Source organism: Chryseobacterium sp. YIM B08800 (assembly GCF_026163565.1).
Classification (GTDB): Bacteria; Bacteroidota; Bacteroidia; order Flavobacteriales; family Weeksellaceae; genus Chryseobacterium.
In genome coordinates, this window is sequence record NZ_JAPDKN010000002.1 from 79170 (window position 1) to 95066 (window position 15897).

Annotated in this window: 12 protein-coding genes; 3 read left to right on the forward strand and 9 right to left on the reverse strand. The window is 35.0% G+C overall.

The window, feature by feature from the left end; genetic code table 11:
• Positions 1 to 13: 13 nt before the first annotated feature.
• The 6 genes from OEW74_RS00675 to mraZ all read right to left on the reverse strand — a co-directional run bounded on the left by OEW74_RS00675 (position 14) and on the right by mraZ (position 5753).
• Complete coding sequence (locus OEW74_RS00675) at positions 14 to 385, reverse strand: four helix bundle protein (protein ID WP_265426652.1); 372 nt, start codon at positions 383 to 385, stop codon at positions 14 to 16.
• A gap of 43 nt (positions 386 to 428) precedes the next feature.
• Entirely contained in the window at positions 429 to 1889 is a 1461-nt protein-coding gene (locus tag OEW74_RS00680; protein WP_265426776.1) for a UDP-N-acetylmuramoyl-L-alanyl-D-glutamate--2,6-diaminopimelate ligase, read from the reverse strand.
• An 82-nt stretch (positions 1890 to 1971) separates the two neighbouring features.
• Entirely contained in the window at positions 1972 to 3963 is a 1992-nt protein-coding gene (locus OEW74_RS00685) for a penicillin-binding transpeptidase domain-containing protein (protein WP_265426653.1), read from the reverse strand.
• On the reverse strand, positions 3947 to 4312 hold the full coding sequence (locus OEW74_RS00690; RefSeq protein WP_265426654.1) for an FtsL-like putative cell division protein: 366 nt from the start codon (positions 4310 to 4312) through the stop codon (positions 3947 to 3949). Before OEW74_RS00690 ends, OEW74_RS00685 begins: the two co-directional genes overlap by 17 nt.
• A gap of 68 nt (positions 4313 to 4380) precedes the next feature.
• Entirely contained in the window at positions 4381 to 5274 is an 894-nt protein-coding gene (rsmH, locus tag OEW74_RS00695) for a 16S rRNA (cytosine(1402)-N(4))-methyltransferase RsmH (protein WP_265426655.1), read from the reverse strand.
• 23 nt (positions 5275 to 5297) lie between these two features.
• Complete coding sequence (mraZ, locus tag OEW74_RS00700) at positions 5298 to 5753, reverse strand: division/cell wall cluster transcriptional repressor MraZ (RefSeq protein ID WP_265426777.1); 456 nt, start codon at positions 5751 to 5753, stop codon at positions 5298 to 5300.
• Positions 5754 to 6021: 268 nt separating this feature from the next.
• Between mraZ and OEW74_RS00705 the strand changes: the two genes are divergently transcribed.
• From OEW74_RS00705 to OEW74_RS00715, 3 genes are all read left to right on the forward strand, one after another.
• Positions 6022 to 6783, forward strand: a complete 762-nt coding sequence (locus OEW74_RS00705; RefSeq protein ID WP_265426656.1) for an alpha/beta fold hydrolase — start codon at positions 6022 to 6024, stop codon at positions 6781 to 6783.
• Positions 6784 to 6936: 153 nt separating this feature from the next.
• Positions 6937 to 7560, forward strand: coding sequence for a ribosome biogenesis GTP-binding protein YihA/YsxC (gene yihA, locus OEW74_RS00710; RefSeq protein WP_265426657.1), 624 nt, complete (start codon positions 6937 to 6939; stop codon positions 7558 to 7560).
• Positions 7553 to 8005 carry a GNAT family N-acetyltransferase gene (locus OEW74_RS00715; protein WP_265426658.1) on the forward strand — a complete coding sequence of 151 codons (453 nt, stop codon included), beginning with the start codon at positions 7553 to 7555 and terminating at the stop codon, positions 8003 to 8005. The genes yihA and OEW74_RS00715 overlap by 8 nt, the downstream gene beginning before the upstream one ends.
• Positions 8006 to 9083: 1078 nt before the next feature.
• On the opposite strand, the gene OEW74_RS00720 is transcribed toward OEW74_RS00715, so the two are convergent.
• The 3 genes from OEW74_RS00720 to OEW74_RS00730 all read right to left on the reverse strand — a co-directional run bounded on the left by OEW74_RS00720 (position 9084) and on the right by OEW74_RS00730 (position 15779).
• Entirely contained in the window at positions 9084 to 9515 is a 432-nt protein-coding gene (locus OEW74_RS00720; protein WP_265426659.1) for a hypothetical protein, read from the reverse strand.
• A gap of 689 nt (positions 9516 to 10204) precedes the next feature.
• Positions 10205 to 12307 carry a hypothetical protein gene (locus tag OEW74_RS00725; protein WP_265426660.1) on the reverse strand — a complete coding sequence of 701 codons (2103 nt, stop codon included), beginning with the start codon at positions 12305 to 12307 and terminating at the stop codon, positions 10205 to 10207.
• Between the two features lie 751 nt (positions 12308 to 13058).
• Complete coding sequence (locus OEW74_RS00730; RefSeq protein ID WP_265426661.1) at positions 13059 to 15779, reverse strand: beta strand repeat-containing protein; 2721 nt, start codon at positions 15777 to 15779, stop codon at positions 13059 to 13061.
• Between the last annotated feature and the right edge of the window lie 118 nt (positions 15780 to 15897).

The window sequence follows — 15897 nt, forward strand, 5'->3', positions numbered from 1 at the left end:
GAATTTAAAAATTCTAAGTTCTCTCAATATTCTCTTTTAAATACCTAATAAAGTTTGAAATATTAGAAGAAATTTCTCTTGAGAGATTGATTATTTCTTCCGCTGCATTTTCATCTCCTAGTTTCAACCTTTTACTTACAATCATCATGCTTCTTACTTCAGCACAACTGCCTTTTGCAATTTTTAAATATTTAATAAATTGTCTGTTATTATTATATTCTGAGCCTTCAGCAATATTATTTGATATTGAAAAACTGGCTCTTTTTATTTGATTATTAAATTCAAATTCTTTTTCTAACCCTTTAGATTTTAGAAATTGATAGACTTTCTCAATCAATTCTAAACTCTTGATGTAAACCGGAAAATTTTCAAAATTTGTAGTCATCACTAATTTTTAAATCTTTAAATCGGTTCAATCTTTAAATAAATTACTTACTCATAAGCTTCCAAAGCTCATTAATTACTTCTTTATCGTCAAAATGATGTTTCACACCATTGATTTCCTGATAATTTTCGTGGCCTTTTCCGGCTACAAGAATTATGTCTTTTGGCTCGGCAAATTTTATTGCCATTTTTATCGCTTCTCTTCTGTCTGGAATTGAAGTGTATTTGCTGAAATTCTGAGGTTCAACACCTGCCTCAATTTCTTTTATAATCACAGCCGGATCTTCTGTTCTCGGATTATCTGAAGTGATGATTGCCAACGTTGATTTTTTAGTGGCAATATTTCCCATTTCAGGCCTTTTTGAGTGATCTCTGTCGCCTCCACAACCAAAAACCGTAATCAGTCTTTCGTTTTTCGTTCTGATATCGTTGATGCTGTCTAAAACATTTTCAAGTGCATCCGGAGTATGAGCATAATCTACAATGAAGAAAATTCCACCGTCTGATTTAAAGGTTTCGAATCTTCCGGAAACTCTTTTTAAAATACTGATTGCCTGAAGAATTTCGTCTTGCTCAAAGCCTAATTCAGAAGCAATTCCAAAGACCAAAAGCAAATTGTAGACATTGAATTTCCCTGTTAAAGTCGTCCAAAACTCTTTTCCGTTGAAATTTAACAGCATTCCGTTAAAATCAACTTCCAAAAGTCTTCCGTGATAATCTGCCATCGTTTTCAAAGCATAAGATCTTTTCTTTGCTTTGGTATTTTGCAACATTACATTTCCGTTTTTATCATCAACGTTGGTGATGGCAATGGCATTTTCATTTAACTCATCAAAAAATCTTTTTTTCGTTTTTAGATATTCATCAAAAGTTTTATGATAATCAAGATGATCGTGGGTAAGATTGGTAAATCCTGCAATTTTGAAACGTAAACCTTCGGTTCTATTCTGAGAAATTCCATGTGAACTCACTTCCATAAAAGCAAATTCGCAACCCGCTTCAACTGCTTTAGCTAAAATCTGATTGATTGTAATGACATCCGGAGTTGTATGTGTTGCCGGAATTTTTTCATCTCCAACTCTGATTTCAACGGTAGAAAGCAGTGCCGAATTGTAGCCTAAATTTTTAAAGACATCAAAAAGCAAAGTAGAAACAGAAGTTTTACCATTGGTTCCTGTAACTCCAATTAGCTTTAATTTTTCAGAAGGATTTCCATAGAAATTAGAAGCCAGTTGCCCTAAAGTTTTAGACGAATCTTTTACTTTGACGTAGGTGATATTTTCATCTAAATTTTCCGGTAAATCTTCGCAAACAATTGTTTTTGCGCCCTTCTCAATAGACGATGCAATAAATGAATGTCCGTCCGCAACTGTTCCTTTTACTGCAATGTAAAGTGAGTCTTCGGAAACTTTTCTGCTATCGAAAATCAAAGCAGAAACTTCACGGTCGTTTTTACCGTGGATTTCTAAAACTGGAATTCTGTTTAATAATTCAACTAATTGCATTGCTTTGATGCTTTTTATTTTTTTATTTGATAGGATTTTCATCCTATCCTTTATTAAATCGTCCCTTCGGGACTCTTTTTATTTAATTCTGCAGAGATAAATATATTCTCTGATTTTTGCTTATCGTTGTCCCTTCAAGCGGAAATTGTTCTTTAATTCTTCCCACTCCTTTAAAGTCTACACGATAGCCTAAATTTTCCAATTGCGGGATAACGTTTTTACCGATTAACCCAACCACACTTGGCATTTGCTTATTATTCACCGCAACTTTTACATTCGGCTCTACCATTTTATTAAGGTTCACCTTTCTGTCGACAAGCATTTCTTTTTCAACATTCTGTGGTGTTTTAAGGAAAGTTTTTCCTGCAATTTCTTTAAAAACCGGTGCGGAAACCGTCCCTCCATAAAACCCTTTTGACGTGTTTGGTTCACTAATCATCACATAACACGTATATTTCGGATTATCTGCCGGATAAAATCCTGCAAATGACGCTCTGTATTTCATCGGACCGGGAAGCCAATATTCAAATCTTGCCGTCCCGGTTTTTCCTGCCATTTTCAGGTTTGGAGTGAAGATACTTCTACCCGTTCCCTTTTCTACCGCTTTTGTTAAAGCGCTTGTCATCATCTGAATTGCCTTATCAGAAGCCATTTTTTTAACAATCACCTCTTCTTTAGCCTGAAAAATTGTTTTTCCGTCTTTCATTATTTTATCAATAAAAAGAGGTTTTACCATTTTCCCTTTATTAGCAACCCCGTTGTAGAAGGTTGTCAACTGTAAAAGATTAATGTTTGATGAATATCCGTAAGCAATTGAGGCCAATGTTGCAGCATTCCATCTTTTATTTTCCGGAGTCACGATTTTCGGTTTTGTTATTCCCGGAAGCTCGATATCCATTTTATCAAATAATTTCCATCTTCTTAAATGATCTAGAAAAATTTGAGGTTTCTCTGCGTAATATTTTGTAATCAATTTAGCCGTTCCTACGTTGCTTGATTTTGCTAAAACATCACTGATATCGTAAGTTCCGCCACCATGACCATCAGAAATTCTTTGTTTTGCGTACGTCCAAACTCCATTTCCTACATCTACCGTTGTATTTTCATCAATAAAACCGTCATCCATTGCTGCCAAAAGAGAAATAGTTTTAAAAGTAGATCCCGGTTCGATATTGTCTTTTAAAGCATAATTGTAGGCATCTTCATAAACTCCCGGTTCGGTTTGTCTTAAATTAACCAAAGCTCTCACTTTTCCGGTTTCAACCTCCATTACAATTACGGTACCGTGTTTCGCTTCAAAATTAATCAGTTGTTTTTCTAAAGCAGAATGCGCAATATCCTGAATTCTAAGATCTAAAGTTGTATAAACATCCTCTCCATCAACAGGCTCGTTTACTTTCCAAAAATCGATTGGTTTCCATTGAGAAGAGTTAACTCTTTGTTCCAACCTGCTTCCGTCAGTTCCGGTAAGATATTTTGAAAAAGCACCTTCAAGACCTGATCTTACTTCGCCATTATCCATCCCAATGGTTCCGGAACCAATTTCTGAAGTTGCCAGTTCTCGTTTGTAGTTTCTGTCAACGATAAATCCGCCTTTATTTTTACCTCTTTTAAAAATCGGAAAACTTCTGATTCTGTCGTACTGATCAAAGTCTAAACCTTTTACCAAAGAATAATATTGGTTTTTTTTCTTTTTTTGTTCGTCGAATCTTTTTCTGAATTCAGCTCTCGGTTTTCCGAACATTTTGCTCAAAGAATCTGTAAGAGCGCCAATATTATTGCTGTAAACAGTGTCTTTTATTGTTTTAAAATCAAGATAGATATCATAACGCATCACGGTTGTTGCCAAAATTGATCCGTCGGAAGCAAACAAATTTCCACGAGCTGCCTTCAAGGTTGCTGTACGATAGTTTTTGTTGATATAATCATCTTTAATTTCCTGCACGTTGGTATTCTGAAGCACAACAATTCTTGCCAAAAACATCACAAATACGCATAAAGCAACAGTTGCGAAGAGGTAACCCCATCGCAGTGTTTTTTTTCTTTTGTTATCGTAATCATTTTGTTTTTGCATCACTACTGTCTAATTTGATTAACAATTTGTGCGGATGACTTTCTAAAGTCATGAGTGAATCTGCGGCGACTTCCTTGCCCAGTTCAGATTCCATTTTTACCTTGATCAGCTTACTTTGTGCGTAAGCGTTTCTCGATTTATATTCTTCTGTTTCTTCTTTTAAAGCGTTAACAATTTTTATTTTTTTGTTGACTAAATGATTACTGTAAATCATTGCCATCATCAGGACAAACAACAACAGGAAAAATTTGTAATGAATTTTTATTTCATCACGGTTCAGGAAATTTCCTTTTATAATATCTATAAAAGTAAGTTTCTTCTGAGGGCGATTTGTTGTTCTTTTTGCCACGTTTTTTTTTATGGGTAATGAGTAATTGGTAATGAGTAATCCATTGCCTATTACTTATCATTTATTGCTTATATTTTGATTCCGGTTCTCATTTTTGCGCTTCTGGCTCTTGAGTTTTCTTCAATTTCCTTATCATCAGGAATAATTGCTTTGCTCTTCACCAATTCGAATGCTTTTTCGTAATTTCCGTAGATATCACGTTGCGGCTCTCCTTCAAACATCCCGTTTTTCAAAAATCTTTTCACCAATCGGTCTTCCAATGAATGGTAAGAAATAACCACCAATCGTCCACTTGGTTTTAAAATTTTATAAGACTGAACCAACATTTCCTTTAAAACTTCAAGCTCTTGATTAACCTCAATTCTTATTGCCTGAAACAATTGAGCATAAAATTTATTCACTTTATGCGGCGGAAGATAACTGAACAGTTTTTTCAGATCTTCAGTAGTTTCAATTGTTTTGCTTTTTCTGTGATGTACGATATCACGAGCTAATTTTCTCGCTTCTCTCAATTCACCATAGTAATAGAAAATATCCGCCAAGGCTTCTTCGTCATACTCATTGATTACTTTTTTAGCATCAAGACTCTGCATGACATTCATTCTCATATCAAGTGGCGCATTGCTTCTCGTAGAAAAACCTCTTTCGCCTGCATCGAATTGATGAGACGAAACGCCAAGATCAGCCAAAATACCGTCAACCTGAGAAACACCATACATCAAAAGAGAATTTTCAAGAAATCTGAAATTCTGATTGATTAATGTAAATTTCGGGTCGTCGATATTATTTTTAAGAGCATCAAGATCCTGATCAAAAGCATATAACTTTCCTTTTTCAGAAAGTCGACTTACAATCTCTCTTGAATGCCCACCGCCACCAAATGTGCAGTCCACATAAATTCCGTCTGGATTGGTCACCAAATCATCCACACTTTGCTTCAATAAAACGGGGTTGTGATACATGCTTATTTGTGTTTATTTAATTATTATTCATCAAATGCTCCCATCACGTCTTCTGCAAGATTTGCAAAATCTTCTTCATTGGTCGCAATTACTTTTTCGTATGCTTCTTTATCCCAAATCTCAAAAAGCTCTCCCGCACTAGTTATCACAATATCTTTTGTAAGGCTTGCAAAACCAGTAAGATCTTTCGAAATCTGCAGTCTTCCGGCAGTATCAAGCTCTACTGTCTTTACTCCTGCCGTGAACATTCTGATAAAATCAGCATTTTTTTTGACGAATCTATTCAACTTATTTATCTTACCCATCAGCTTATCCCACGCATTCATAGGGTAAACTTCAAGACATGATTGAAACACAGAACGCTTTACTACAAAGGTTTTATCCTCAAAATCCTCCATCTGCTTAATTAGCGATGAAGGCACTTTAAGGCGACCCTTGTCGTCTATTTTGCACTCATATGTCCCAATGAAATTTCTCATTTGGAACAAAATTATAAATATTTTTCCAAATCCTCCCACTTTTTCCCACTTTTTGACTTAATGTTAATAAGTTTCATTAAATATTGAATATCAATGAGATTAAAAAGCCAAAAGACATAATTGTGAACCCTTGTATTTAAAGCATAGCAAAAAGAATTGTAAAAAAAACCATAACAATAGGTTTCATATATTATTTTTAGTTTATATTAGTTATATCAAAAAATTTTTGGTGTTTAATTTGTATTTTTGCAAGGCTTAGATAGGCATTATGAGATTTAGTACAAAAAAAGAAAAGAAATATAACTTTATAGAAGCTGGAGAAGGTCACCCTCTTGTGCTTTTGCACGGGTTAATGGGTGGATTGAGTAATTTTGATAAAATGGTGAGTTTTTTTTCAGAAAAAGGTTTTAAGGTTTATGTACCTCAATTACCTATTTACGATTTACCGGTACTCAATACCAATCTCACAACGATTGCAAAATATGTAATCAAATTTATCGAAACCAATATTGGCAAACCGGTTACTATTGTAGGTAATTCTATGGGTGGTCATGTCGGTTTAATCTTAACTTTGGCGCGTCCGGATCTTGTACAAAATCTTGTACTCACGGGAAGTTCTGGTTTATACGAAAGAGCTTTTGGCGACAGTTTCCCAAGAAAAAACGACCGTTCTTATATCAGAAAGAAAGCAGAAGAGGTTTTTTATGATCCTTCAGTCGCTACAGAAGATTTGGTAGATGAAGTTTTCAGCGTTGTAAATGACCGAATGAAAGGAATCAAAACGGTGATGTTGGCAAGAAGCGCCATCAAACACAATATGCTGAACGACCTTCCTAAAATCTCAAGACCAACGTGTCTGATCTGGGGAAAACAGGATAATGTAACCCCTCCTGAAGTAGCAATCGACATGCACAAATTTATCCCGAATTCAGATTTATACTGGATCGATAAATGCGGGCACGCTGCCATGATGGAAAAGCCAGATGAGTTTAATGAAATTCTTTACGACTGGGTAAAAGACAAAATATAAAACGATGAGTTAGTCTCACAACTCATTGATGTGGGTTCAGAATCGACTGTATGAAAATCATTCTCCGACAGGAGGTCGAGAAAAATCATAAAAAAAGTCCGTTTTCACTAGTTGTGAGACGGACTCATTTTTCTAAATATAAAAATCAATAAAATGGTTATAAAAACAGCAACGTTTGTAAAAAGCAGTGGAAAATGGCAGGAATGCCCAGAACCCGACATGCCGGAATATGCTTTCATTGGCCGATCAAACGTAGGTAAGTCTTCATTGATTAATGCAATGATGAACCACAAAGATTTAGCAAAAACATCAGGAACGCCAGGGAAAACCCAGCTTATTAATCATTTTCTAGTTAACGAAAACTGGTATCTTACCGATTTACCGGGCTATGGATATGCAAAAGTTTCAAAAGTTATCAGAAAAGATTTTGAAAAACTGATTACCAACTATATTCTTAACAGAAGAAATCTTGTGAATCTTTTTGTTTTGGTAGACTCACGCCACAATCCTCAAAAGATTGACTTGGAATTTATACAATGGTGCGGAGAAAGCGGAGTTCCGTTTTCAATTGTTTTTACGAAAGTAGATAAACTGAAACCCAGCATTGCCATCAAAAATGTGGAAGCTTATAAAAATGAATTGCTGAAAACATGGGCAGACCTTCCGGAAATGTATGTAACATCAGCAGAAAAGAAAGAGGGATGTGATGAAATTTTAAATTTCATACAAACTACCAACGAATTCTTAGCCAATAATAGCGTTAACTTCAATGAATAATATTGTTTGGAAAATAAAAAGTTTCGAAGAACTGACCACTTCCGAGCTTTACGAAATCATTAAAGCAAGAGTAGATGTCTTCGTGGTGGAGCAAGACACGCCTTATCCTGATTTGGATGGATACGATCAAAAAGCACTGCATCTTTGGGCAGAGCAAGAAGATAAAACTGTATTAGCATACTGCCGAATTTTCGACAAAGGAATAAAATACGAGGAAACCTCGATAGGAAGAGTTTTAACATCAGAAAAAGGCAGAGGAAAAAATTTAGGAAAACAATTGATACAGTACGCTGTTGAAACTATAGAAAACCGTTATAAAACCTCTGAAGTAAGAATTTCTGCACAAGATTATTTGCTGAGATTTTATTCAGGTTTTGGCTTTACTGCTACCGACAAGAAGTATTTAGAGGACAATATTCCGCATACGGAGATGTTTAGGAAATAATTATAAATATTTTCCTAACTAATTTAAATTGAGATCTTCTTAGAATAAAAAAGCCAGAACCCATGAGTTCTGGCTTAACAAAAACTTTAAAAATGAAAATTAAGAAATGACCTTATTTCTTTTTTTTATATAATGATTTGGTGTCCATCTATTTTTTTAATAATTATTTGTCTGAGGAATAGCGTGAAATTACCAGTAACAGCATTAAACATATAATTCTTATAACTTTATCTTTCATACGCTAATTTTTATTAAATGTGCCGCAGAGAAATCTGTTTCTACGGCACAAAGTACACTTGATGATAATAAGGTGTTAAGATTTTTACCTTAAACACTTAACATTAACAAGGCTAACTTAGCTGTTTTCGGATTTGAAAACAACCAAATGGGTGGTAATTTTCCGGAATATTACAAGCAAAAGTTTAGAAAACAAAGTTCTTCGTACGGAAAACTTAAAAAAAGACATAAAAACATCAGGCTTCATTTTTATCAGAAAATCTGTAGTTCTGAAAACTTAATAGCTCAAAACGGATTATACAGTTCAAATCTTCTGTTTTTTACCTTTAAGGTCAAACGTTTGAGCATTTTGGTCAAACATCCTACCTTTTTACTCAAATTTCTGAGCATTTTGCTATAATATCAAAGCTATTTGCTTGGTTATCCTACCTTTTCACTCAATCATCCTACCTTTTAGCTTGAACGTCGACGTGTTTTGCTCAAATTTATAAGTAATTCTATACAATTAAAAAGAAAGTCTTTCATGCAGATTTGTATAAGAGAGAGCTTTATTTCAACATTTTTTCTTGCGCCTTATAAAAGCGAAATCCGGAATTTTTTAAACTCCGGATTTCATCATGAAAAACATTAAAAAATGAAAGTAATATGAATTACCTTTTCGTTGATATGATATAAAATATGGTGTCATTTGCTTTTTCTGATTATCTGAATCAGAATTATCTTAAAAACATAGAAAACTTAATCATCTCAATGCTTAAAGATTTCGAGTACAAACTTAGTCGCATTTAAGACCAGAAACAAACAAATGGTTAGCAGAATTCCGGAAATTGACTAGTAAACATCAGCTTTCTTTCGCTTTTTTTTCTAAAAGTTTTTTTATTTTCAGAATCTGATGTCTTGTAAAAAGCGGCAGGCTGATTCCGAATTTTTTTACGGAGTGATTGCTTTGTATTTTTATATTCATCTGGTTGGCAAATAGCCCTTCCTGAATGTTTAGCTCTGCAATTGATGATATTGGAAATTCTATTTTTGAAGGAACATATTTCTTTTCGACAAAAGGATGTCTTTCTCTAAGAGAAAAACATTCGCCTGAATTTTCTATTTCAATCCCACGAAGATTGATTATTACCACAAGCATTGCAACAAAAAATGACAAGCTAACAATTTTCCAGATCGAATTTTCAGATATAAAAAAAACTGCGATTGGAAAAAAGCTTAACGTCATCATCGCAACGCCTATAATTTTAGCTCGTTTTAAATTTGAAATTTTCATATTAACCAATATTAATTACATCCAGGCAATTGCTTAGTAGTAAGGTTTATTTAACTATCTGTGATTATGGTCTTTAAACATCTTTCTTTGAATAGTCTATGACTTTATCGGCATGTATAAAAGGTAATAAAAGAAAGCCAGAAATGATTTCGTTCTGGCTTTCATCATAAAAAATACATTAAAAAATGAGTGAAGACGAATTACTTTTTGTGATATTGTTCTAATAAATTTTTAAATAAAATTTAATGTCTGATAAATGTGCCGAAGGAAAAAAAAGAATCATTCCTTCGACACAAAAAACACAAATGATAAAAAAAAATAAACGTCAAAAAATTATTTTAAAGACGTTTAAAACAATACCTCTAACTTACTGGTTTTCAAAATACAAAACAAGTAATTAATTTGTAATATTCCGGAAAATTACAAGGTAAAAATTTAAAAAAAATATTTTTTATGATTTTATACCTGATAAAAAAAAGAGAGCTGGAAATTTTAAAACCCGGCTCTCAACACCAAAAATCTAAAAAATGAAAGTGAATTAATTTTTTTAGTTTATTATATGAAGCAGTAATAATTTCTACTTTAAAAAAATAATTTTTGATAAAAGTGCCGCAGGTAAAAATTGCATCTACGGCACAAAAACCAAATGATGATAACGTATTATTTATCTTTTTTATTGATAGGTGTATCTAGGGAGCTGTAACTTGTTCAATCTTTATGTAGATCTTCGTTTGATCCGGACGAGTTGCTCCTCCGTTAGGTGCCCCTGCATAGATGTAGGCAGAATATTGTACTTTAGTATTTGTCGAATTGTCGATCCAGGAATATCTTCTATACTCAGGTCCGTTATTATTACCATCCATAATACCTTCATTTCCCCAGTTTATATCATTACCTATTGTTTGTGAGAACCAAGTATTACCAGAATCTTCTTCTCCACCCCAAACACCATTAGGAACCGGCAATATACCTGTCTGAGCTATATTGCCGCCATAGGTCGTATTGTAGTTCCAATACAATGTTTTTGATGTACCAGCATTATTATAAACTTGTACATGTGGTCTTGCCGGTGTTACAGGGCTTATTGTATTAAACCATACCCTTATAGCATAAAGACCATCAGGAGTAGCTAATTTAAAGGTATGTCCTGTGGCACCATTAGCATCGGTACTGAGGCTTGCATATCCAACAGCCGCAATGCTTTTTATGTCTGCCGTTGTCTGGTTGAAGACTGTGGCTGTACAAGATTGAAGGGCTGTAAGAAAAGGAATACTGCTTGAATCCATCGGTAAGTTCATCGTATCATTCGAAACAGGTCCTGTAGGAGCAGCAGAACTAACCGAAAACACCAATTCGCCTGTACCATATTCTAATTTACCCGGTCTTAAAGTAAAGACAAGACCGTTTACTGTAAATGAGCTTCCCGAAGAATAACTACCTCCATTCCCTCCATTATAAGTGATTTTCAGGTTTCCGGTATACTCTTGCCCTACCGTATAAGATGAAGGTGATAAGGTGGCCGAAGAACAAAGCAATTCTGTAATTGATGCAGGTATTGTAGCACTGTTATCAATCGTTCTCCATTCAGTTCCGTTCCAGAAGTAATATCCTTTTGGCAAAACGGTTCCATTATTATAAACCAGCAACCCTGCCGTTTGGTTGCTCACGTCATTATCTCCATCCGGATTCAAATCCATTGTATTACTTGTAAGGCTTACACTTGGTATTAATATTCCTTGATTATCCGATGAAATTTCCAACTTTGCATAAGGATTTAAAGCATTTGTTCCAATTGCAATATTTCCTGCAGGAGCTGAGGCTGTTCCAGTAAGCCCCGTTCCAAATATTGCTCCACCGATGTTGAGCTGATTACTGCCTGTATTGCTCGTTAAATTTTGATTTGAGCCAATTACAATATTGGAATTTCCACTTTGTAATAGCTCTCCTGCTTGTTGTCCGATTGCAACATTATTCATGCCTGAACTATTATTAAAGTTCCCTAACGCAGACTTCCCCACAGCTACATTGTTGCTCCCTATTTTGTTTCCGTATAAAGCATGTTGTCCTACTGCTACATTCTCATATCCTGACAAATTATTTGGTAAAGCACTCATCCCTATTGCGACGTTACCATATCCGTCTGTATTTTTAGATAAAACAGCTGCACCTACTGCTACGTTTTGAGCACCATTAGTATTTACCTTCAAGGCATTATTTCCCACAGCTACACTATTAATATCATTATTATTACCCGTACCCACAGAAACACCATTTACATTTAAATTTCCGCCACTTATTTTTTTTATTTCATTTTGAGAATTAGCAATTGTATAGGTGCGTTCTTTTTCAGTATTGCTTGTTTTTACTATAAAATCAACAGCATCGGTCGTTCCTATAAAGTTAGTTCCGGCTATCGTTCCACTATTACCCAGAAGCGACCAATCGTTTCCACTAGCTCCGTTACTTCCCGTGTTGAGCTTTTGCCAAATATTTCCATCAAAATAAAAATACCCTATACTTATAACGTTTACAGTTTTGGCAGTTGTATCTGCAGAAGCCAATGCTTCTGTTATGTAGACCAGACTTGCTTTCTGGTCTGCAGTATAAAGTGCATCTTTAGATTTTAGCTCAGATCCTTTCAGTCTCGGAGCAATAATTCCGTCCGCCTTTGTAACATCCGACGGTTTTCCTACAACATCCAAAGTAGCCTTTGGAGCTTCTGTATCGATTCCGACTTGCGAATACGCAACTGGGAACATTAATACACAGATTATAAAATAGTTTTTTTTCATCTTGCTTGATTTTAAGTTATTGATATATTTAAAATTTAACTTTGTCTTATAAGATTTTAAAATTAATTACATTTGAAATTAATTTCAAACAAATAGCTTGTAAAATTCCGGAATTTTACAAGCTAAAAAACACCATTAAAACACTGAAAATCAAAAAAAACTAATCAACAATTCAATTGCATCAAGTTTTATTAAAATAAGTTTATTGATAATAATTTGAACTCAGTTTTTTTCATCTTTTAAAATTTTTTTCAGAAAAGAAATAAGCTTTGAAGGTGGTTTTTATATCGCTTTAAAAAAATACAAATGATAATAAAAAGTTTATTTGAAAAATATAGAAGGATACTATATTTACTACCCAAAATCAAATTTTCATTTAATAAATATTCCAGCGATGAAATCATTTTTGTGGCATACTATATAAGTAGTTAAAGAGAGCCGGAAATTTGAAGAACCCGACTCTCAACACCAAAAATCCAAAAAAATGAAAGTGAATTAATTTTTTTAGTTTATTATATGAAGCAATAATAATTTCTACTTTAAAAATAATTTTTGATAAAAGTGCCGCAGGGGAATCTATACCTGCGACACAAACAAATGAATAAAAAGGAAGTAACTTTATTCTCTTGCGTCACAGCTTCCGGATCTTTTATTTTAATTTTTAAAAGTGCCGCAGGTAAACATTGTACCCACGGCACAAAACCAAATGATGATAACGTATTACTTATTTACTATATCAATATTTATGTTTTTAGTTAACGGGAACAGCATAAAAGTAATTTTCCCATGCAGAAGTAGAATAAGACCAGTACAAGTCTGGCTTGTTTTCTAAAAGCAAATAAATTCGAGTAGGCTGAGTTACGCTTATTACCGAAGACCCCGTTAAAAAATTAGCATTACGCTGAGGATCTGCATCAATACCTTCTATAGAGCCATTAGAGATTTTTCCTGCAAAAGCTGCATAAGCACCAGGACCAAGATTCTGAAAATCATTCTGAACAACAGAAGTCTGAGAATTAGACAGATATGCATGCTGAAAATGCGTCAAATTAGCCTTAAAACAATAAATTGTCATTCCTGAATTCACCACCCACTTACCCGGTTCTAAATCTATATAAGCTCCTGTATATTTTTGTGGATCTGATGGATCTGTTCCTACTGTATTTAAGGTAGGAAGATCTGAATATGTTGTAATATTTGTAGCTGGAAACACTCCCAAAGTCGTCGACCTAGATGATGCAGATACTCGCCAAGTTCCCACCCCGTTTGCATCGGAAGTCAGTACTTTACCTTCACCTTGTGTACCGTCTACAATTTTAATGGCTCCGTTTGTTGTTCCGTTGTTTACTTCTAATTTTGTAGATGGAGTAGCTGTACCTATACCTATATTTCCTGCAGGTGCAGCTGCAGATCCGGTAAGCCCTGTTCCGAAGATTGCACCACCAATGTTGAGCTGATTGCTGTCTGTATCATTTTTTAATCTTTGATCAGAACCAATTGCAATATTATTACTTGCTCCATCTTTTAGTCCATTTCCTGCAGAAACACCAATCCCAATGTTTTTGTTACCTGTAGTATTGTCTGGTGAAGATAATGCACTGGCTCCTATTGCTACATTATTTGTACCTGTTGTGTTAAAAGTTAAGGTACTTTGCCCTAAAGCAGTATTGTAGTTTCCTTCTGTATTTGAGGATAAAGAGCTATGACCTACGCTTACGTTTGAACTCCCAGTAGTATTTGAATTTATTGCGTAGTACCCCAAAGCTACATTATTTTTACCTGTCGTGTTGCCATCTAAACTTTTTTGTCCCACAATAGTATTTGTTGGTTGGTCACCCTTACCTCTTCCTATAGTAAGTCCGTTTAAGTTCAGATCCCCTCCTTTAATTTCTTTAATAATATTGTTTGCATTGGTAGATTTATAAGTACGCTCTCTTTCCGTATTATTTGTTTTTAACACAAAATCTACAGCATCGGTTGTACCTATAAAATTTGTTCCGGCGGTTGTTCCACTATTACCTAAAATAGACCAATTATTTCCCATTCCGGTAGCTGAATCTTGCCAAGTAGCTAAACCATTTGCATCAGAAGTTAATACTTTTCCAGCTCCCTGTGTACCATCTACAATTTTAATAGCTCCGTTTGTAGTGCCGTTGTTTATTTCTAATTTTGTAGATGGAGTTGTTGTACCAATACCTACATTTCCTCCGAAATAGTTTTTGGTATCTGCGCCTTCAGAATAAATATTATAGGCATTTTCTGGATTGTTCCCCTGAAAGCGGAAGTCGCTGATATAGATACCGTATGCATTTTCAATATTGTAAGAGGCAGACGTCGGCTGAAGCCTGTGAATATAAAGCCCCATCAGCTTTTTAATATTATACGTTCCTGTACTCCCAAAATTAATAGAAGAGTCTAATCCTGCTGCAAGCCCCGTAACATTCAGAACCCCTCCAGACTTAAGACCGGTAGGCTCAAACCTGCCGCTTGCACCATATAGGTTTCCTATATTTACCGTACCATTTCCTCCAGGTCTTACCGAAGCATGCAAGCCGAATACCTGACCCGAATTATACGTAAAGCCGGAATTGGCAAATGGTGCTGCAACTCCGTTGTATGCCCTGTCTTCATCAAAAGTAAGATTGCCCTTCTCTGCAACCCCTGATGTTAGCGCATTTACTCCATATAAAACGCCTGTAGTAAAGTCCCCGTCTAAGGGTCTTACCTGTGCTGTACTGCGAATGCCCTGCAATGAAGGTGTGCTTGACGCCCTTGATGCGCTTACATTGTAAGAAATGTCAGCACCAATACCGGTATGTGGTTTCTTGGAAGAATCCATTACACTACTTCGTATCCCCTGAGTAACTCCTCCTGTTGTAGTACTTGTAGAATTTTCTGTCACGGTATTATCAATTCCAATGCTGGCTCCGGAACCGGTATTGGTTACACTATTAAGAATCCCTGCTTTTAATGTTGTTTCATTATCTGCTGCATAAGTTCCGACCTGAAATTGATAAGGCGAAGTAGGACTTACTCCTACACCTACCCCCACTTTCCCCATCTGATAAATATTCTGGGTGTTGGAATCTGCAGGCTGATTTGTAGCCTCGTTATACCAAGGCTCTATTCCTGTACTGCCGGTATTTCCAGCGTTGAGCTTTTGCCAAACACTTCCATCAAAATAAAAATATCCTACACTTGTAACGTTTATTGTTTTGGCAGTTGTATCTGCAGAAGCCAATGCTTCCGTTACGTAGACCAGACTTGCTTTCTGGTCTGCAGTATAAAGTGCATCTTTAGATTTTAGCTCAGATCCTTTCAGTCTTGGAGCTATAATACCGTCCGCTTTTGTAACATCCGACGGTTTTCCTTTCACATCCAAAGTAGCCTTTGGAGTTTCTGTATCGATTCCGACTTGCGAATACGCAGCACCTGATACCAATACACCGATTGTGATAATAATTTTTTTCATCATTCAGTTTTTTAATTGTTACACTAAATATTCAAAACCTCCCAGTTTTGAGCTTTCATAGTTGTGTTTACCTATTCCTTTGCAGGAATGTCAAAAAAAATCGTAAAAGTTAGTTATA

Coding starts and splice junctions, on each gene's coding strand:
- OEW74_RS00675 (WP_265426652.1), bottom strand. CDS start 385: ATGACTACAAATTTTGAAAATTTTCCGGTTTACATCAAGAGTTTAGAA.
- OEW74_RS00680 (WP_265426776.1), bottom strand. CDS start 1,889: ATGCAATTAGTTGAATTATTAAACAGAATTCCAGTTTTAGAAATCCAC.
- OEW74_RS00685 (WP_265426653.1), bottom strand. CDS start 3,963: ATGCAAAAACAAAATGATTACGATAACAAAAGAAAAAAAACACTGCGA.
- rsmH (WP_265426655.1), bottom strand. CDS start 5,274: ATGTATCACAACCCCGTTTTATTGAAGCAAAGTGTGGATGATTTGGTG.
- mraZ (WP_265426777.1), bottom strand. CDS start 5,753: ATGAGAAATTTCATTGGGACATATGAGTGCAAAATAGACGACAAGGGT.
- OEW74_RS00705 (WP_265426656.1), top strand. CDS start 6,022: ATGAGATTTAGTACAAAAAAAGAAAAGAAATATAACTTTATAGAAGCT.
- yihA (WP_265426657.1), top strand. CDS start 6,937: ATGGTTATAAAAACAGCAACGTTTGTAAAAAGCAGTGGAAAATGGCAG.
- OEW74_RS00715 (WP_265426658.1), top strand. CDS start 7,553: ATGAATAATATTGTTTGGAAAATAAAAAGTTTCGAAGAACTGACCACT.
- OEW74_RS00720 (WP_265426659.1), bottom strand. CDS start 9,515: ATGAAAATTTCAAATTTAAAACGAGCTAAAATTATAGGCGTTGCGATG.
- OEW74_RS00725 (WP_265426660.1), bottom strand. CDS start 12,307: ATGAAAAAAAACTATTTTATAATCTGTGTATTAATGTTCCCAGTTGCG.
- OEW74_RS00730 (WP_265426661.1), bottom strand. CDS start 15,779: ATGAAAAAAATTATTATCACAATCGGTGTATTGGTATCAGGTGCTGCG.